Annotated in this window: 16 protein-coding genes; 14 read left to right on the top strand and 2 right to left on the bottom strand. The window is 63.0% G+C overall.

Features of this window, described 5'->3' with window-relative positions; translation table 11 throughout:
• The first annotated feature begins 166 nt into the window (after positions 1 to 166).
• The 9 genes from E0501_RS07630 to E0501_RS07590 are packed head-to-tail and all read left to right on the top strand — an operon-like array spanning position 167 to position 8,044.
• Positions 167 to 511 (top strand): hypothetical protein, encoded by a 345-nt coding sequence (locus E0501_RS07630; protein ID WP_137700705.1) that lies wholly within the window; start codon positions 167 to 169, stop codon positions 509 to 511.
• 59 nt (positions 512 to 570) lie between these two features.
• Positions 571 to 1,197, top strand: a complete 627-nt coding sequence (locus E0501_RS07625; protein ID WP_137700704.1) for a hypothetical protein — start codon at positions 571 to 573, stop codon at positions 1,195 to 1,197.
• On the top strand, positions 1,197 to 3,035 hold the full coding sequence (locus E0501_RS07620; RefSeq protein WP_235857789.1) for a V-type ATP synthase subunit I: 1,839 nt from the start codon (positions 1,197 to 1,199) through the stop codon (positions 3,033 to 3,035). The genes E0501_RS07625 and E0501_RS07620 overlap by 1 nt, the downstream gene beginning before the upstream one ends.
• Positions 3,036 to 3,040: 5 nt before the next feature.
• On the top strand, positions 3,041 to 3,382 hold the full coding sequence (locus E0501_RS07615) for an ATP synthase subunit C (protein ID WP_137700702.1): 342 nt from the start codon (positions 3,041 to 3,043) through the stop codon (positions 3,380 to 3,382).
• 21 nt (positions 3,383 to 3,403) lie between these two features.
• Positions 3,404 to 3,706: a V-type ATP synthase subunit F gene (locus tag E0501_RS07610; protein WP_137700701.1), complete on the top strand. Its 303-nt coding sequence runs from the start codon at positions 3,404 to 3,406 to the stop codon at positions 3,704 to 3,706.
• Positions 3,703 to 4,335, top strand: coding sequence for a hypothetical protein (locus E0501_RS07605; RefSeq protein WP_137700700.1), 633 nt, complete (start codon positions 3,703 to 3,705; stop codon positions 4,333 to 4,335). Before E0501_RS07610 ends, E0501_RS07605 begins: the two co-directional genes overlap by 4 nt.
• An 8-nt stretch (positions 4,336 to 4,343) precedes the next feature.
• Positions 4,344 to 6,065: a V-type ATP synthase subunit A gene (locus tag E0501_RS07600; protein ID WP_137700699.1), complete on the top strand. Its 1,722-nt coding sequence runs from the start codon at positions 4,344 to 4,346 to the stop codon at positions 6,063 to 6,065.
• The gene (locus tag E0501_RS07595; protein WP_137700698.1) at positions 6,055 to 7,446 is read left to right on the top strand and encodes a V-type ATP synthase subunit B; all 1,392 of its coding nucleotides are present in this window, start codon (positions 6,055 to 6,057) and stop codon (positions 7,444 to 7,446) included. Before E0501_RS07600 ends, E0501_RS07595 begins: the two co-directional genes overlap by 11 nt.
• Positions 7,439 to 8,044 carry a V-type ATP synthase subunit D gene (locus tag E0501_RS07590; RefSeq protein ID WP_161594577.1) on the top strand — a complete coding sequence of 202 codons (606 nt, stop codon included), beginning with the start codon at positions 7,439 to 7,441 and terminating at the stop codon, positions 8,042 to 8,044. The genes E0501_RS07595 and E0501_RS07590 overlap by 8 nt, the downstream gene beginning before the upstream one ends.
• Positions 8,045 to 8,635: 591 nt before the next feature.
• Here the strand turns inward: E0501_RS07590 and E0501_RS07585 are convergent.
• Positions 8,636 to 9,181 (bottom strand): SH3 domain-containing protein, encoded by a 546-nt coding sequence (locus tag E0501_RS07585; protein ID WP_137700696.1) that lies wholly within the window; start codon positions 9,179 to 9,181, stop codon positions 8,636 to 8,638.
• Positions 9,182 to 10,000: 819 nt separating this feature from the next.
• On the opposite strand from E0501_RS07585, the gene E0501_RS07580 reads away from it, so the two are divergent.
• Positions 10,001 to 11,371, top strand: coding sequence for an aspartate aminotransferase family protein (locus tag E0501_RS07580; RefSeq protein ID WP_137700695.1), 1,371 nt, complete (start codon positions 10,001 to 10,003; stop codon positions 11,369 to 11,371).
• 22 nt (positions 11,372 to 11,393) lie between these two features.
• Here the strand turns inward: E0501_RS07580 and E0501_RS07575 are convergent, their stop codons facing one another.
• Positions 11,394 to 12,311, bottom strand: coding sequence for a dihydrodipicolinate synthase family protein (locus tag E0501_RS07575; protein WP_137700694.1), 918 nt, complete (start codon positions 12,309 to 12,311; stop codon positions 11,394 to 11,396).
• Positions 12,312 to 12,441: 130 nt separating this feature from the next.
• Between E0501_RS07575 and ltnD the strand changes: the two genes are divergently transcribed.
• Genes ltnD through E0501_RS07555 form a run of 4 tightly spaced genes read left to right on the top strand, consistent with a single transcriptional unit; the run spans position 12,442 to position 16,034 of the window.
• Positions 12,442 to 13,344 carry an L-threonate dehydrogenase gene (gene ltnD / locus E0501_RS07570; RefSeq protein WP_137700693.1) on the top strand — a complete coding sequence of 301 codons (903 nt, stop codon included), beginning with the start codon at positions 12,442 to 12,444 and terminating at the stop codon, positions 13,342 to 13,344.
• A gap of 4 nt (positions 13,345 to 13,348) precedes the next feature.
• A complete protein-coding gene (gene otnK, locus E0501_RS07565) occupies positions 13,349 to 14,617 on the top strand; it encodes a 3-oxo-tetronate kinase (protein ID WP_137700692.1) in 1,269 nt (422 codons plus the stop codon).
• Entirely contained in the window at positions 14,614 to 15,264 is a 651-nt protein-coding gene (otnC, locus tag E0501_RS07560; RefSeq protein ID WP_137700691.1) for a 3-oxo-tetronate 4-phosphate decarboxylase, read from the top strand. The genes otnK and otnC overlap by 4 nt, the downstream gene beginning before the upstream one ends.
• Entirely contained in the window at positions 15,261 to 16,034 is a 774-nt protein-coding gene (locus tag E0501_RS07555; RefSeq protein WP_137700690.1) for a hydroxypyruvate isomerase family protein, read from the top strand. Before otnC ends, E0501_RS07555 begins: the two co-directional genes overlap by 4 nt.
• Positions 16,035 to 16,053 lie beyond the last annotated feature (19 nt).

Genomic DNA, 16,053 nt, shown 5'->3' with positions numbered 1-16,053 from the left:
GCATCGGCCGAGTTGTTCCGGGGTACTCCGCCGCGCTACCTTGCCCGCGCAGGAATCCGGGCAAGCCGCGCGGATTTGAAGCAAGTATCCTTTGCGAAAGAAGGTTTTTTTGCTTGCGCCGGCATGCAAACATGAAGACAGGCGATGATCCCTGAAGGTTGTTCACATGAGCGGACGAGATCGCAGAGAGACCGGCGAGGCGCAGGTGAATGCGTTGCGAAAGGTGCTCACGGCCGAGAAAGAGGCGGCCGCCCGGATCGAGCGCGCTCGGGCAGAAGCCGAGCGTATCGTCGGTGGCGCGAAAGCCGCGGCGCGTGGCGAAGCCGAGCGCACGGATAGGCGTATCCAGGCGCTGCACGCTTGCATGAAAAAAGGATTGAAGCTGGCCCGTACGGAGATTGAGGCGGAATATCAGTCCACAATAGTCGCTGGGAGCGAAGAACTCGATGATAGCGAGATCGACAGGCTGGTGGAGCGCCTTGCGCGCAGGCTGACGGGGCAGCAGGGATAGTGGCATCCGTGGGATTTTCATATGCCACGGCCCGGCTGCATGCCCGTCTTGCGGCGCGCATGAGCGCACAGCAGTGGGTTCAGCTGGAGGCGAGCCCGGATCTCGCCCATGCATTGCAGTTGGCCAGCCGCATGCCAATCGCGGAAAGGGTGCACCGGCTCAACAGCGATAGCGATGTGCATGTCGTGGAGGATGTATTGCGACAGGCCTTTGCGCGCGATGTCGAGGAAATCGCGCGTTGGTGCCCGCAGACGTGGCGCAAGGCTGTGGAGTGGTTCGGCCTGCTGCCGTTTCTGCGCGAAGGCGCCCATGCGATCAACGGTGGGGCTGGGACGGACAGGGCCCGGGGCGCGACGGAGGATGCGGTGACATGGCGAGACGTCTCCCTGCATTGGCGCGAGGAATGGGACCGGCGCGCCAGCCTTTGCCGGAAGCCCGGCGATCTTGCAGCCGCATTGGCACCGATCACCGGGCGATTCCTGGGGGCGGAGGCGGCGCCGGGAAACGCCATACCCCGTACGCTGGGATGGACCTGGGAGGCTATGGAACAGCATTTTCTGAAAGTGTTCCGAATGTACGGGGCAGGCCCCGTATCCGTCTTTGCATACCTGAGTCTTGGCATCCTTGATAACGAGCGACTGCGCGGCATCCTGGTGAACCGTGTCGTTTTCGCGGGGGCTGCGTGATGCTGCGGGCGCGTGCAACCAGGCGGTTCGAGGTGATCACAACGCGTGATGATATGGCGGGCGTGATGCAGGCGCTGGCCGAGACCAAAGCCGTCGAACTCGAAGCGCGTCCGCTGGAAGGGATGCAGAGCGTTCTGCCGCAACTGGCTTCCTTCTTCGAAGAGTTCGCGGCGCTGGAGAAGAAATATGGGGCCTATTGGCCGCAGGTGGCGAAAGGCCTGCGGCGCCCATCCGAGGATCCGGCAAAACTCTTGCGGCGAATTCTGTCCTGTTTGCGCCTGTGGGCGCGGCGCGCAGAACCCGCGATCGCCGAGAGCCAGCGACTGGAGACCGAAAAAGCAGAATTGGAGCTGCTTCGCGACTTAGTAGAAGCGGCCGGCGGTTATCCTTTTGCCGGGTTGCCGGCAAAGGAGAGTGGAATACTTTTCTGGACGATTTTCCTGGCGCGTGAGGGGGAAACTATCGAACCTGCCACAGGGGGCATGCTGGTTCTTAGGTATCCGTCGCCACGGGGCGAGTTTTTCGTAGCCGTCGGTGCAGCGGAAGACATGGCGAGCTTGCGCAGCGAAATGGAAGCGGCTCAGGCGCGGGAAGTGCGCCCACCTACGGCACTTCTGTCGCAGGATGGGCGCGAGGCCCATCAGGTGATTGCCGAAGCATCGGCAAAGAACGCCGAAGCGCAGCGAAACGTGGCGCGACGCATCGAACGAATTTCAAAGGCGATGGATATCGCTGATGTCTTGGCGCATGTCGCCCTGTTTCGCTGGTTGCATACCCATAGCAGGCATTTGCAAGGCTCGGACTGGACCGTGCGCATCACGGGCTGGATCGACCCCGACCAAAGTGAACAGGTCGCGGAAGCTCTCGAGGCGGCCGGGGCTGACGCCGTTCTGAACCTGCCGCCCGTGGGTGACGATGGCGAGGCGCCCATGGTTCTGAGCAATCCCGCCTGGTTGAAGCCGTTCGAGTTCTTTCCGCGTCTGCTGGGTATTCCCGGGGTCGGCGAAGCGGATCCAAGCCCCGTTGTCGCGGTCATTGCTCCACTGATGTTCGGCTTCATGTTCGGAGACGTAGGGCAGGGGGCGGTTTTGCTTTCAATCGGGTTATGGGGGCGCAGTCGCTACCCCATGCTGGCGCTCCTTGTCCCCGGCGGGATCATGGCGATGGTTTTCGGCCTGTTGTTCGGCTCTGTGTTCAGCCGCGAAGATATCCTGCCGGCGCTTTGGCTGCATCCACTGAATGAACCGCTGACGGTGCTGGGTGTGGCATTGGCAATGGGCATCGTGTTCCTTCTTGCCGGTGTTGTTCTTGACGCGGTTCAGGCCGTATGGCGTCACCGGTTGGGGGCTTGGGTAATGGCCAATGGCGGTATCGTGCTGGCTTACGTATCGGCCCTGGCAGCGTTCCTTCAGACCTGGGCAATCTGGGGCGTGCCGCTTGGCCTTGCCCTTACCATCGCCGGGGCGCGTGATGCGGATGGCGTGTTCAGCCCCGCCGCCGTGATCAAGGCGTTCGGCGAGTACATTGAATCTTTGATGCGGCTTCTTGTTTCGAGCGTGTCGTTTTCGCGCGTCGGCGCTTTTGCGCTGGCACATGCCGGGTTGTCCGCCGCCATTTTCGGGATGGCCGACGCGGCAGGCGGGGCACTGGGCCTCGTGATCCTGATGCTGGGCAACATTCTGATCATCGCGCTCGAGGGATTGGTGACGGCAATCCAAATCACGCGCTTGATGCTTTTCGAGTTCTTTACCCGGTTCTTCCATGCCAGCGGGCGGGAGTTCCGTCCGTTGAGTTTTCCCGAACATGACTTCAAATCGAAAAATGGAGAGGCAACGTGAAACGAATGTCCACACCGGTGTCCTGGTTCGTTCTGTGGAATGTAGTTCTGGCTGTTGGGGCCTGGTACCTTCTGGCCGGCGACGCAATGGCCGCATCCGAAGGGGGGGGCGCGGTGGCTGCGTCAAATTCGGATCATGCCGGCTGGGCAATGATCGGCGCAGCGCTTTCGGCCGGCTTGGCCGCCCTCGGTGCGGCCTATGCCGTGGCCGTCGTGGGCAGCGCGGCGGTTGGGTCGATGACCGAAAAACCAGAACTCATGGGGCGCCTGCTGATCTTTGTGGGTCTTGCCGAAGGTATCGCGATCTACGGCCTGATCGTTGCCGTGCTGATACTCAACACGGTGTAGTCCGGCAACCAAAGGGACTCAATGCAAGACATCGTGTTCATCGGGGACGAGGTGACAGCCACGGCATTCCGCCTGGCCGGAATCGACATTCTGCTGGCGGAAGATCAAAACGTCGCGCGGATAGTAACGGACGCACTTGGCCAGTGGCGGATGATCCTGACGACAACCGAAATCGGGCGGTCCTTGCCGGTCGCCCTGTACGAACGATTGCTGAAATCACAGGAGCCTCTGGTCGTGTTTCTGCCGGACCTGGCCGGTCGGGTGGACGCCTTGGACCTCGAGGCTCGTGTGCGGCGTGAACTGGGAATTGATGTAGGCAAATGAACGAGCAAACGCAGTCGGAGAATGCCGGGCGGCTGGTGGCCAGGATCGACTCCGGGGCGCAGGCGGAATGCGATAGGATACTCGCCGAAGCCCAAGACGAGGCTAATGCCATCGTGACGGCTGCCCGAGCGCAGGCACGCGACAGGCTGCGCGCCGAGATCGCCGAACTGCGCCGTGCCGGGGCGCGCGAAAAAGCGAAGGTCATGTCGCGTATCGATACCGAATTGCGGCAACTGCACCAGCAACAGGCTGCAAAGGCGCAGGACCGGGGACTTGCCCGGCTATGCGCCGCCCTGGACGCGCTGTGGCAAGATCAGGCGGCCAGGGTGGCCTGGTGCGACCAGGCGCTGCAGGAGGCCGGGAGACATCTCATGCTGGGTGCCTGGAGGATCGAGCATCCCCGGAACTGGCCCGAAGTCGAGCGTTCGGCCATCCTGGAAAAGGTCGAAACACTTTGCGGTGTGTCACCCGAGACGTGTGTGTCGGATGCGATACAGGCGGGCCTGTTGATCAGGTCAGATACGGCCTGGATCGATGCGACAAGCCAGACCCTGTGCCGCGAAAGCACGAGACTGCGGGCGCTGTTCCAGGCCGAATTGCAGGCAATGATGGACGAGGTGCAGCCGTGATTGGAGATATGACCGCAGCAGCAGTGATCGAGTCCGTATCGGGCCCGGTCGTCAAGGCCCTCAGGCACGCGCCGCTGAGCGTTGGCGAGGCGGTATCGGTTGGCCCGGCTGGCCTTCTGGGCGAAGTCGTGCGTGTCAGCGCAGGACAATGCACCATCCAGGTTTATGAGGAAACGACGGGCCTGCGATTTGGTGATGCGGTGATCGGTAGCGGGCAGCCTCTTTCGGTGAGGTTGGGCCCGGGGCTTTTGGGCAATATCTTTGATGGTCTGCTGCGGCCGTTGCAACAGGGCGGCGAAGAGGTGCAATACACCGTTCTGCCCCTGCTGGAAGCTGGCGAGAAGGTGCAGGCGGGCCAGCGTCTCGCGCGGCTCGAAGGCCCGGCAAAAGAGCAGTTCGTTCTTGTCCCGCATGACCTGCCAGAGGGCGTTCTTGGATGGATCGCGTCGGGCAGTGCCGGTGAAAACGACGTTGTCGCACGGATCGCGCTTGAAGACGGATCCGAGCGCGAGATCGGGATGATCGAACATTGGCCGGTGCGCCAGCCGCGCCCGGTGCGCCGGCGACTGGCGCCAAACAAGATGATGGTAACAGGTCAGCGCATTCTCGACAGCCTGTTCCCCGTGGCGCGCGGAGGGCGAGCCGCTATTCCGGGCGGCTTTGGAACCGGGAAGACGGTGCTTCAGGAAACGCTGGCCAAGTGGTGCGATGCCGATGTGATCGTCTATGTCGGCTGTGGCGAGCGCGGCAACGAAATGGCCGAGGTTTTGCACGAGTTTCCAAAGCTGGAGGATCCGCGCAGCGGCCGGCCCCTGATGGAACGGACCGTGGTGATCGCCAATACGTCGAATATGCCCGTCGCGGCGCGCGAGGCGTCGATCTATACCGGCGTGACCGTGGGCGAGTACTTTCGCGATCAAGGCTACAACGTCACCTTGATGGCCGACAGCACCTCGCGTTGGGCCGAGGCCCTTCGCGAGGTTTCGGGACGGCTGGGTGAACTACCCTCGGAGTCGGGTTATCCCGCCTATCTCAGTTCGCGGCTGTCGGAGTTCTATGAACGTGCCGCGCGGGTCGAAACGCTGGCCGGGAAAAAGGCATCGCTTACGCTGATCGGAGCGGTCAGCCCGCCAGCGGGAGACTTCTCGGAGCCCGTGACAAGCCACACCAAGCGATATGTTCGCTGCTTCTGGGGGCTTGACAGGGGGCGGGCGCAGGCACGGTTCTACCCGGCGATCCATCCGCTGCAGAGCTATTCTGAGGATGCCGCGAACCTGGTCGAATGGTGGACGAAACAAGGCAACCCCAACTGGCGCGCGTGGCGCGAGCGGCTGCTGGTCTTGCTGGAGGAGCAGGCGAACCTTGAGCGCATGGCGCGGATCGTCGGCAAGGATGCCCTGCCGGCCGAGCAGCAGGTCAAGCTGCTCTGCGCGGATCTTGTCGGAAACGCCTTCCTGCGCCAGTCGGCCTTCTCCAAGGTCGATCGATACTGTTCGCCCGAGCGACAAACGGCAATGCTGGGCGCGCTGATCCAGTTCTTCGATGCCGCCGAGCAAGCCGTTTCAGAAGGGGTTTCGCCGGATGACATTGCCGGCAGCGAGTTCTACCGGCGCATGGCGCGGATGAACGAAGAGATCGGAGAGGGCGAAGCAGACCGCTTCGCAGAACTGATCGCGCACATGGAACGCGAGATGGCCACGCTCAAGAGGAGTGACGTCGATGCTGTTTGACCTGCATGCCGAAGATCTTGTCACTGCAATCGAAGGGCCGCTGGTTTTTCTGCGCCGCAACGTGAACGTGGGGCTGGGCGACGCGGTCGAGGTCAGCCATGCGGGTGGCGATGGAAGAATTGGCCGGGTGGTGGCCATCGACGGCGATCAGGTTGTCGTTGAATTGCTGGAGGACACGACGGGACTTGGCATTGAAGACGCGCGCATCCGTTTTCTTGGAGAGCCGATGCTGATGCCACTTGGAACCGGGCTCTTGGGGCGTATCTTCGACGGGTTGGGCCGTCCGCGGGATGGCGGCGCCCCAGTCGCCGCCCGGGTCGAACGGCGCATCGATCTGGCGGTCATCAACCCCGCAGAGCGTGGACTGCCGCAGGATTTCATCTTGACCGGAGTGTCCGCGATCGACGTATTGAATTCGCTGGTACGGGGGCAAAAGCTGCCCATTTTCTCGGCAGGCGGCCTGCCGCATGACAAGTTGGCGACGTCGATTGCCCAATCGGCCCGGTTGTTAAAGGAAGACGGGCAGGATTTTGCGGTGGTGTTCTGCGGTATCGGTGTCAGCCATGACAGTGCCGAATCCTTCCGCGCCGCGATGGAGCACAGCGGCGCGCTCGAGCATACGGCGATGTTTCTGAACCTTGCCAGTGAACCGACGGCGCAACGCCTTCTCACTCCGCGCTATGCGCTGACGGCTGCCGAATATCTGGCATTCGACGAGGGGCGGCACGTTCTGGTCATCCTGACAGACATGACGAACTATTGCGAGGCACTGCGCGAGGTCAGTGCTAGCCATGGCGAAATTCCTTCCCGCAAAGGGTATCCGGGATACATGTATTCCGACCTTGCGACAATTTATGAGCGCGCCGGCTGGGTCGAAGGGCGCCCCGGGACCGTGACACAGCTGCCGATCCTGACCATGCCGGCGGATGATATCAGTCACCCGATCCCGGATATCACCGGATACATCACCGAGGGCCAGGTCGTCATGGACCGCGAACTGGATCATCGCGGGATCTATCCGCCGATCGAGGTGCGAAGCTCTTTGTCACGGTTGATGGACCAGGGCATCGGCGAAGGGTTTACCGACCCTGATCACCCGTCGCTTGCGCAGCAGCTTTTCGCCTCGTATGCGCGTGCGGCTCAGGTGCGTATCCTGTCCAGCGTGGTCGGGCGCGAGGGATTGACGCCAACCGATCGCCTCTACCTTGATTTTGGCGACAGATTCGAGGCCGAGTTCGTTCAGCAAACAGGAGTTCGGGAACTGGAAGAGAGTATGGAAATTGGCTGGCGCGTTTTGAGCCTGCTGCCGCCCGTCGAATTGTCTCGGTTGTCGGATGAACAGATCGCGACGCATATTCGCGCGGAGACTGCCAGTGGTTGAAGTAACCCCGACACGCGGCACGGCGCTGGCCCTTGCCGAAGAAAAAAGCTTCCTCGAAACGGGCTTCGGTTTTCTTGATGAAAAACGCATGATGCTGGCGGCAACCCTTTTGCGGGAATTGCGCGCCTGGTCTGATCTTCGTGACGAGTATTCCGAACAGATCGCGCGCACCGTCAGCGCCATGAAAGCTGCTATAACGCGCCACGGTCTTGAGAATTTGCAGCGTTATCCGGTGTTGGAAACGCTGCGAGAGTTGCCCGGCATCCGCCAGTCTCCGATTCTTGGCGTGGGGCTTATTTTCGATATGCCGGAGTTGCAGTGGCATGCACCGCGCGTCGAAAACGGCCCCGACTTGTCCGAGGCCGCAGAGAACCTGCGCAAAGAAGCAGCCAGGTTGGTGCCGCTGGCAGTTCGATTGGCGTTTCGGCAGTCGAATGTATGCCGGTTGCTCAGGGAATACCGCGATACCGACCGCCGCGCACGGGCCCTGGAAAACGTGCTGATACCCGAGACGCGCGAAAAGCTGGCGCAGATCAACGAGTACCTGAACGAGTTCGACCAGGAGGAAGCGATCCGCATTCGCAATGCGGTGCGCTAGCCGAGTGCTTCATGCCAGATAAGAGTTGCGTTAATCGGGCTGGCATACACGCTGCCTTCAGGCGCGTGGCTTTCTTGACCGGATTTATTGCAGTTAGGGTCAAACAATCCATTCTTTCTAGTTGAATAGCGACTCTTCCACGGCATGCAAGTGCGTCATTTACGTTTGAAACCGGCTCCATGTCCTTGGAATTGGCGCCGGCGTAGATTCTGCAGTTCTGCATGATTTGGAAGTCTATGGCACGGGCCCGTCCGTGCCGGCTGAGCCCTGGAACGCAGCGATTTCTTCCTTGGTCCAGCTCCAGCGCTCTTCCAGCGTCTTCGCAGAGCGCTAATAGCTTCGCAGCGCCAGCAATTTGCGCCCCTCGTCGGGAACGGCCGAAACCGCGCTGGCCGCCTTGCTCGGCACAAGTTGCAGCGCCATCGCATCAACGACGTTGTCTTCGCCCGCACCGGTGACGGATGCGCCGAGAGCCAGGACAAGACCCGGAACGGGGTTCAGGCATTTCTGGATCGAGAATTCTCACTCCTCGAATATGGCCGCGGGGCATGGCGGTATGTCATCATCGGGCGCGGCCTCGGCGGGTGCAGGCTATTGCCCGTTGCCGCCCACGACATGTGCCGCGATGGCGTAGTGTTCGTCCGAAATGCGGATATGCATCATACCGTCGGAAACCGAGCTCTCCATGAGCGTCGGAGCATCGGTTTCGTCGAGTTTCGCGTAGGACATCGCACCGTTCGCGAAATGGACAACGCGTTCGAATCCATCAGGTTTGAAAACGACGGGAATGGCGGATTGGTTTCCATCGCGGGCGATGCCGAATCCGCAGTCCTGTGCCTCCTGGGTTGCTCCGATCCTGCAGGATAAGCGTCCGATATTGTCGAACCGGCCATTTTGTGCCCGCATGGTTGCGGGTGCGGGCTGAAGGTATTCCGCCGCTGCCCATCCGCGGGTTCCGGAGGCGTCCAGGCACTCGATCTCGCACCCGTCGCGATCGTCCTGCTTTGCGCAGCCTGCATTGCGCTGCAGTGTACCGGCAAGAACACGTGTGACGATTGCCGATTGCGTGCTGGCGGATTCGCGGATGTTCAAGGGGCCACTGAGACCGTGCGCGTTCAGATAACCGGCCTCGAACACGTCAAGCTGTTGCCCAGCTGCTACCCCGGGAATGCGTGACGCTTGCGTTGTGACTATCGGCAGAGCCGGTTAAGAGGCCGCCACAATCCCGGCCCGCCGGAAGAATGTTGAAGCAAACGCTCCCGTTCCCGTTGGTGCCAGTCACTCGAAGGGTCACGTTCATACGTTGGCCCGCCATGAGGCGCATCACGCGATCGGTGTAGTAACGGCCTGATATCGCGCCGTTGATTGTCGTTCACGGCAAGCGCCGGGCCGTTCCAGACTTGCAGCGAAAGCGCTGCAGCCGAAACGGACAAGACAATCCTCTTCATTGTTTTCCTGCCTCCTGAAATTGGGTTGAGTTACTTCGTCATCACAAATGGCCAGTTGATCTGCGACATTGGACCGGAGTCGCAAGGTGCATTGATCAGCAGACTCGTTTGAGGGAGCGAGTGCCGTGCCTGCACACAGCCCGGGAGCTGGGCGCCACGTACCGGATGTCGCCTGAAATCACGGGCATCCTCCCGGAAAGAACCCTTGACCCGGATACCATGATGTACCCTTCGCTGGCCCGGAAGAAGCGATTGCACGCGGAAGTCACAGCGAATATGGCTGCATTGCCGGCTTGCGCAGTGCAGACGCGGGACGCGATTTCGGGCACGGTGGCATCTGCGCTTCGGCATTAGAGGGGGTGCGCGCGAAGGTAACCGGCGTGCCGATCCCCCCGGCGGTGCGGAACAGTCGGGACTTGTGCTGGAACGCACTGCGCCCGTGTGCCCGACGATATGGAATGCAAGGTTGCCTGCCGCGATTGCGGCTGGCGGAGAAAGGAAGCCAACAATGCTGAAAAACGATCAACTCGATGCGTGGGACCGCGAGAACTTCTTTCACCCCTCGACCCACCTGGCCGAGTTCGCCCGGGGCAACGTGCCCCAGCGCGTGGTCGCGGGCGGGAAGGGGTGCCATATCGAGGATCGTGACGGCAACCGCCTTCTGGATGCATTTGCCGGGCTGTATTGCGTAAACGTGGGTTATGGCCGACCGGAGATCGCCGAGGCCATTGCCGATCAGGCGCGCGAACTGGCCTATTATCACGCCTATGTCGGACACGGCACCGAGGCGTCGATTACACTGGCGAAGATGGTGCTGGACCGCGCACCCGAACACATGAGCAAGGTCTATTTTGGCCTGTCCGGGTCGGATGCGAACGAGACCAACATCAAGCTGGTCTGGTACTACAACAACATCCTCGGCCGCCCCGAGAAGAAGAAAATAATCTCGCGTTGGCGCGGCTATCACGGCTCGGGGCTGATGACCGGCTCGCTTACGGGGCTGGGGCTCTTTCACAAGAAATTCGATCTGCCGCTGTCGCAGGTGGTGCACACCGAGGCGCCCTATTTCTTCCGCCGTGACGACCTTTCGATGAGCGAATCCGATTTCGTCGCCCATTGCGCCGCCGAGCTGGAGGCGCTGATCGAGCGGGAAGGGGCCGACACCATCGCCGCAATGATCGGAGAACCGGCACTGGGCACGGGCGGGCTGGTCCCGCCCCCCGAGGGCTACTGGAAAGCGATTCAGGCAGTGCTGGACAAGCACGATATCCTGCTGATCGCCGACGAGGTGGTGACCGGGTTCGGACGGCTCGGCACGATGTTCGGTTCCGAGCACTACGGCATCCGGCCCGATATCATCACCATCGCCAAGGGGCTGACCAGCGCCTATGCACCGTTGTCGGGCTCGATCGTGTCGGACAAGGTCTGGAAAGTGCTGGAGCAGGGCACCGACGAAAACGGCCCGATCGGCCATGGCTGGACCTATTCCGCCCATCCGATCGGCGCGGCGGCCGGCGTGGCGAACCTCAAGCTCATCGACGAGCTGGATCTCGTCCGGAATGCGGGCGAAACCGGCGCTTATTTCAAGAAGGTGTTGCAGGATGCGGTGGGCGGCCATGCGAACGTGGGCGACGTGCGCGGCGAGGGCCTGCTATGCGCGGTCGAGTTCGTCGAGGACCGCGACAGCCGCAGGTTCTTCGATCCTTCCCAGGGCGTCGGCGCAAGGCTGAATGCCGCGTTGCTGTCGCGGGGGATCATCTCGCGCGCGATGCCCGAGGGCGACATCCTGGGGTTCGCGCCGCCGTTCTGTCTGACCCGCGACGAGGCCGACGAGATCGCAGGCAAGCTCAAGGACGCCGTGGCCGAAGTGCTGGGCTAAGCGGGCCCGCGAAGCCTTCGCCTTATTTGCCCCAATTGAGCGCAACGAGCTCGCGCTCGCGGGCGAGTTGCAGCAGGCGGCTGCGGGTCCTGGGGGAAAGGGGTGTGAGCGGATGGCGGACGTGATCCGAGCCGATCACCCCGCCTTCCTTCATCACCGTCTTGGTCGCCCGTAGCCCGCATTGCCGGTTTTCGTGGTTGATCAGCGGCAGGCAATCGCGCCAATGCGCCAGGGCGGCCGCCTCATCGCCGGCCATGTGCGCCGTGACGATGGGCTTGATCCGCTCTGGTTGCAGGGCAGAAGTCATCGTTCCAGTGCACCCGGCATCGAGATCAGCCAGCAGGGTAACGGCCTCCTCGCCATCAAACGGCCCGAGGATGCTTGCGCCGCCCGCTTCGATCAGGGCGGCCAGCTTGTCGGCGGCAAAGGGGGTTTCGATCTTGAAATAACTGACCTGTTCGATCTCGCGTGCCATGCGGGCCAGCAGGGAAACGGGCAGGGACACGCCTGAAAGCGGGGCGTCCTGCCCCATGATCGGGATGCCTGCGGCCTCCGAGACGGCTGCGAAATGCTCGAATACTCCTTGCGGAGAGGGAACGAGTCCGACGCCATGATAGGGGGGCATCATCATCACCATGTCTGCGCCCATCTCTGCAGCGTCGCGCGCCCGTTGAACGGCGACCTGCGTCGAGAAATGGCTGATGGTCACGATAACCGGCACCCGCCCTGCAACATGTTCAAGGCATGCCCTGGTCAACACCGCGCGTTCGTCGTCCGACAGCAGGAACTGCTCGGAGTAATTGGCAAGGATGCAAATGGCGTCGACCCCCTGGTCGATCATGCAGTCGAGCACCCGGCGCATTCCGGCCACGTCAAGGCTGCCGTCGTCATGAAACGGGGTCGGGGCGACGGGCAGAATGCCGCTTAGCACGTCACGCATCGTGGTCTCCTTGGACAATCGGTTTCGGTCGGCCGGGTTGGTGAAATTCTGGTATACCATATTTTTGCGTCGTGCTAGGGCTTGGAGCCAGCGGCCGGCACGCGCCGGCGGGGCGAAAAGGAGGAACGCGATGGGTGCGGAAACGACGGCGGCGGTTGTCGGGCTGGGCTCGATGGGGATGGGCATTGCGCGGTCGCTCTTGCGGGCGGGGCTGCAGACCTTGGGCGCGGACCTGAACGAAGAGGCCTGTGCGCGGTTCCGTGACGCGGGCGGCGGCGTTGTCGAAACCGCGGCGGACTACGCCCGATGCAGCGTGGTTGTCGTCGTGGTCGTCAACGCCGCGCAAACCGAGGCGGTCCTGTTCGGTGCCGAGGGTATCGCACAGCATCTCAACCCCGGTACCGTGGTGGTATCCTGTGCCACGGTCGCCCCCGAATTTGCCCGCGCGATGGAAGCACGCTGCCGCGACTCCGAGCTGCTCTACCTCGACGCCCCGATTTCCGGAGGGCAGGTGCGCGCCAACGACGGTACGCTTGCCGTGATGGCCGCAGGTGCGCCCGAAGCCTTTGACAAGGCGCGGCCGGTGCTCGATGCAATGGCGGCGACGGTGTTCGAACTGGGCGATGCGGCCGGGCCGGGCTCGGCGATGAAGGCGGTCAACCAGCTGTTGGTCGGTGTGCAACTGGCCGCCATGGGTGAGGCGCTGACCTTTGGCATGACGCAGGGCGTGAGCCCGGAACAGTTTCTCGAGGTCATTCCGAAATGCGCCGGCACCAGTTGGGTGCTGGAAAACCGCGCGCCGCATGTGGTTGCGGGCGACTACACCCCGCTCAGCGCCGTTGATATCTGGATCAAGGATCTGGGGATCGTGACCGACATCGCCCGGGGCGCCAGGTTCAGCGCGCCCCTGGTCGCGGCGGCGCTTCAGCAGTTCGCTGCGGCTTCGGGCATGGGTCTGGGGCAGGAGGATGACGCGGCAATCGCCAAGGTCTACGCCCGCAACGCGCAACTGAAATTGCCGGGCGAGGGCTGAACTCATGGCGACGCTCCTGGGGGCCATCGCGGACGATTTCACGGGCGCCACTGATCTGGCCGGGCTGCTGGCACGCAGCGGCGTTCCGGTCTCGTTGCGCATTGGCGTGCCGGATATCCCGCCCGAGGATGCCGCGCCCTTCGAAGTGATCGCGTTGAAATGCCGGACCAGCCCGGTGCAGGAGGCGGTAACAGAATGCCGGACGGCGCTGAAATGGCTCCAGGCCGCGGGCGCCAGGCGGTTCTTCTGGAAATACTGCTCGACCTTCGATTCGACACCCGAGGGCAACATAGGCCCTGTCGCCGAGGCGCTGATGGCGGATTTGGGCGCGAACCAGACCATCTATTGCCCGGCCTTTCCCGAGAACGGACGGGCGATCTTCATGGGATACCTGTTCGTCGGGCGGCAGCCGCTGGCGGAAAGCCCGATGAAAGATCATCCGCTGACACCGATGCAGGATTCCAACCTGATGCGCTTGCTTGCGCCTCAGGTGACGCGCCCCGTCGGGTTGGCCGACAGGCTAACCGTGGCCCGGGGGGCCGCGGTGCTGCAAGACAGGCTTCGGCAACTGGCCAAAGAGGGCGTGGCGCACGTGGTGGTGGATGCGGTGGCCGATGTAGATCTCGAAGTGATCGCAGAGGCGTGCCGGGACATGCCGTTGATGACGGGGGGCAGCGCCGTGGCGATGCCCCTGCCACAGCTTTGGATGCGCGACGGCACCCTGAAAGCGCCCGGCGCGCGGCCCGCGCGCCCGAAGCTGGATCCGGGCGCCATCATCCTGTCGGGCAGTTGTTCGGCGATGACACGGGCCCAGGTTGCGGCCTATGCGCAGCGGGCGCCGGCCTTCCGGCTGGAACCGTTGTCCCTGGCCGAAACAGGTATCGGAGAGGCGCTGAACTGGCTCTCGGCCCAGCCGCCCGAGGCCGCGCCGCTACTCTATGCCACGGCCGAACCCGACGCCGTGCGCGCCGCACAGGATGTTTTGGGACGCGCCCGCGCCGGTGCCGTGGTCGAAGAGGCGCTCGCGGCTATCGCAGTCGCAGCCCGTGACATGGGCAAGCGGCGGTTTGTCGTGGCCGGGGGGGAAAGCTCGGGCGCGGTGACGCAGGCCCTGGGCGTGACACGGCTGGATATCGGGGCCGAAATCGCACCGGGTGTGCCGTGGACCTATTGCGAAAGCGGTGGCGCACAGCTGGCGCTGGCCTTGAAATCGGGTAATTTCGGGGCTGAAAGCTTTTTCGCGGATGCCTTGTCCTGCCTGGAGGAACAATGACCGAAGAAACCCGCCTGCGCGAGCAGATCTGCCTGCTGGCCAAGTCGCTCTTCGATCGCGGCCTGACACATGGCTCGACCGGGAATATCTCGGCGCGCACACCGGATGGCGGGTTGCTGGTCTCGCCTACGGGCACCAGCTTCGGCCGCCTGGATCCGGCCCGGCTCAGCCGGTTTGATGCCGCGGGGCAACACGTGGGCGGCGATGCGCCGACCAAGGAAATGCCGCTGCACACGGCGTTTTACGATACCCGTGCACAGGCGGGTGCGGTGGTGCATCTGCATTCCACCCATTCGGTGGCCTGGTCGATGATGCCCGAAGTGGACGAGGATGATTTCCTGCCGCCGCTGACGCCCTATGCGATCATGCAGCTGGGGCGGGTCAAGCTGTTGCCGTTCTTCTTACCTGGCGATCCGGCCATGGGGGCGGCCGTGCGCGGTCTGGCCGGGCGGCGCAGCGCGGTGATGCTGGCCAATCACGGGCCGGTGGTGGCCGGCAAGGATGCTGAAGCCGCCTGCAACGCCGTCGAAGAGCTGGAAGCGACCGCGAAGCTCGCCATACTGATGCGCGGGATAGACGCACGGCAGCTGAGCGATGCGCAGGTGCGCGCGGTTGTCACGAAATTCGACGTGGACTGGGACACATGAAGTTTTCTGCAAATCTCGGGTTCCTCTGGGCCGACCGGCCCTTGCCCGATGCCATACGCGCAGCGGGGGCGGCGGGGTTCGACGCGGTCGAATGTCACTGGCCCTATGACGTGGACGCGAAAGATGTGCGCCAAGCCCTGGAGGAGACCGGCCTGCCGATGCTGGGGCTGAACACCCGGCGCGGGAACGTGGCGGCAGGCGAAAACGGTTTGGCCGCGCTGCCGGGGCGTGAAGCCGAAGCCCGCGCCGCGATCGACGAGGCGATTGCCTATGCCCGCGCGGTAGGGGCGGGGGCCGTGCATGTGATGGCCGGATTTGCCGATGGCCCGGCGGCCGACGCCGCGTTTCGTGAAAACCTGCGATATGCCTGCGCTCAGGCCGCGCCGCATGGCATCATCATCCTGATCGAACCGCTGAACCGTTACGACGCGCCGGGCTACTTCCTGACAACAACGGACCAGGCGCATGCGATCGTCACGGACATGGGACTGCCGAACCTGAAGCTGATGTTCGACTTCTACCACGTGCAGGTGATGGAGGGCGACCTGAGCCGCCGGGTCGCGGCGTTGATCGACATTATCGGGCATATCCAGTTCGCCTCGGTCCCCGATCGCGGGCCACCCGATGAGGGAGAGGTGAATTTCGAGTACCTGTTCGGTGTGCTCGAAGGCCTTGGTTGGGATCGTCCACTTGGCGCCGAATACAGGCCCGTGCGCCCCACGGATGAGACACTGAACTGGCTCGGCGCTGCACGAGCGGGGCGGCTTTAACTTGCCTGGCGCTCTAGTA

This window comes from Marimonas lutisalis (assembly GCF_005434965.1).
GTDB classification, from domain to species: Bacteria; Pseudomonadota; Alphaproteobacteria; order Rhodobacterales; family Rhodobacteraceae; genus Marimonas_A; species Marimonas_A lutisalis.
This window is presented reverse-complemented; position numbering and strand designations above follow the sequence as displayed.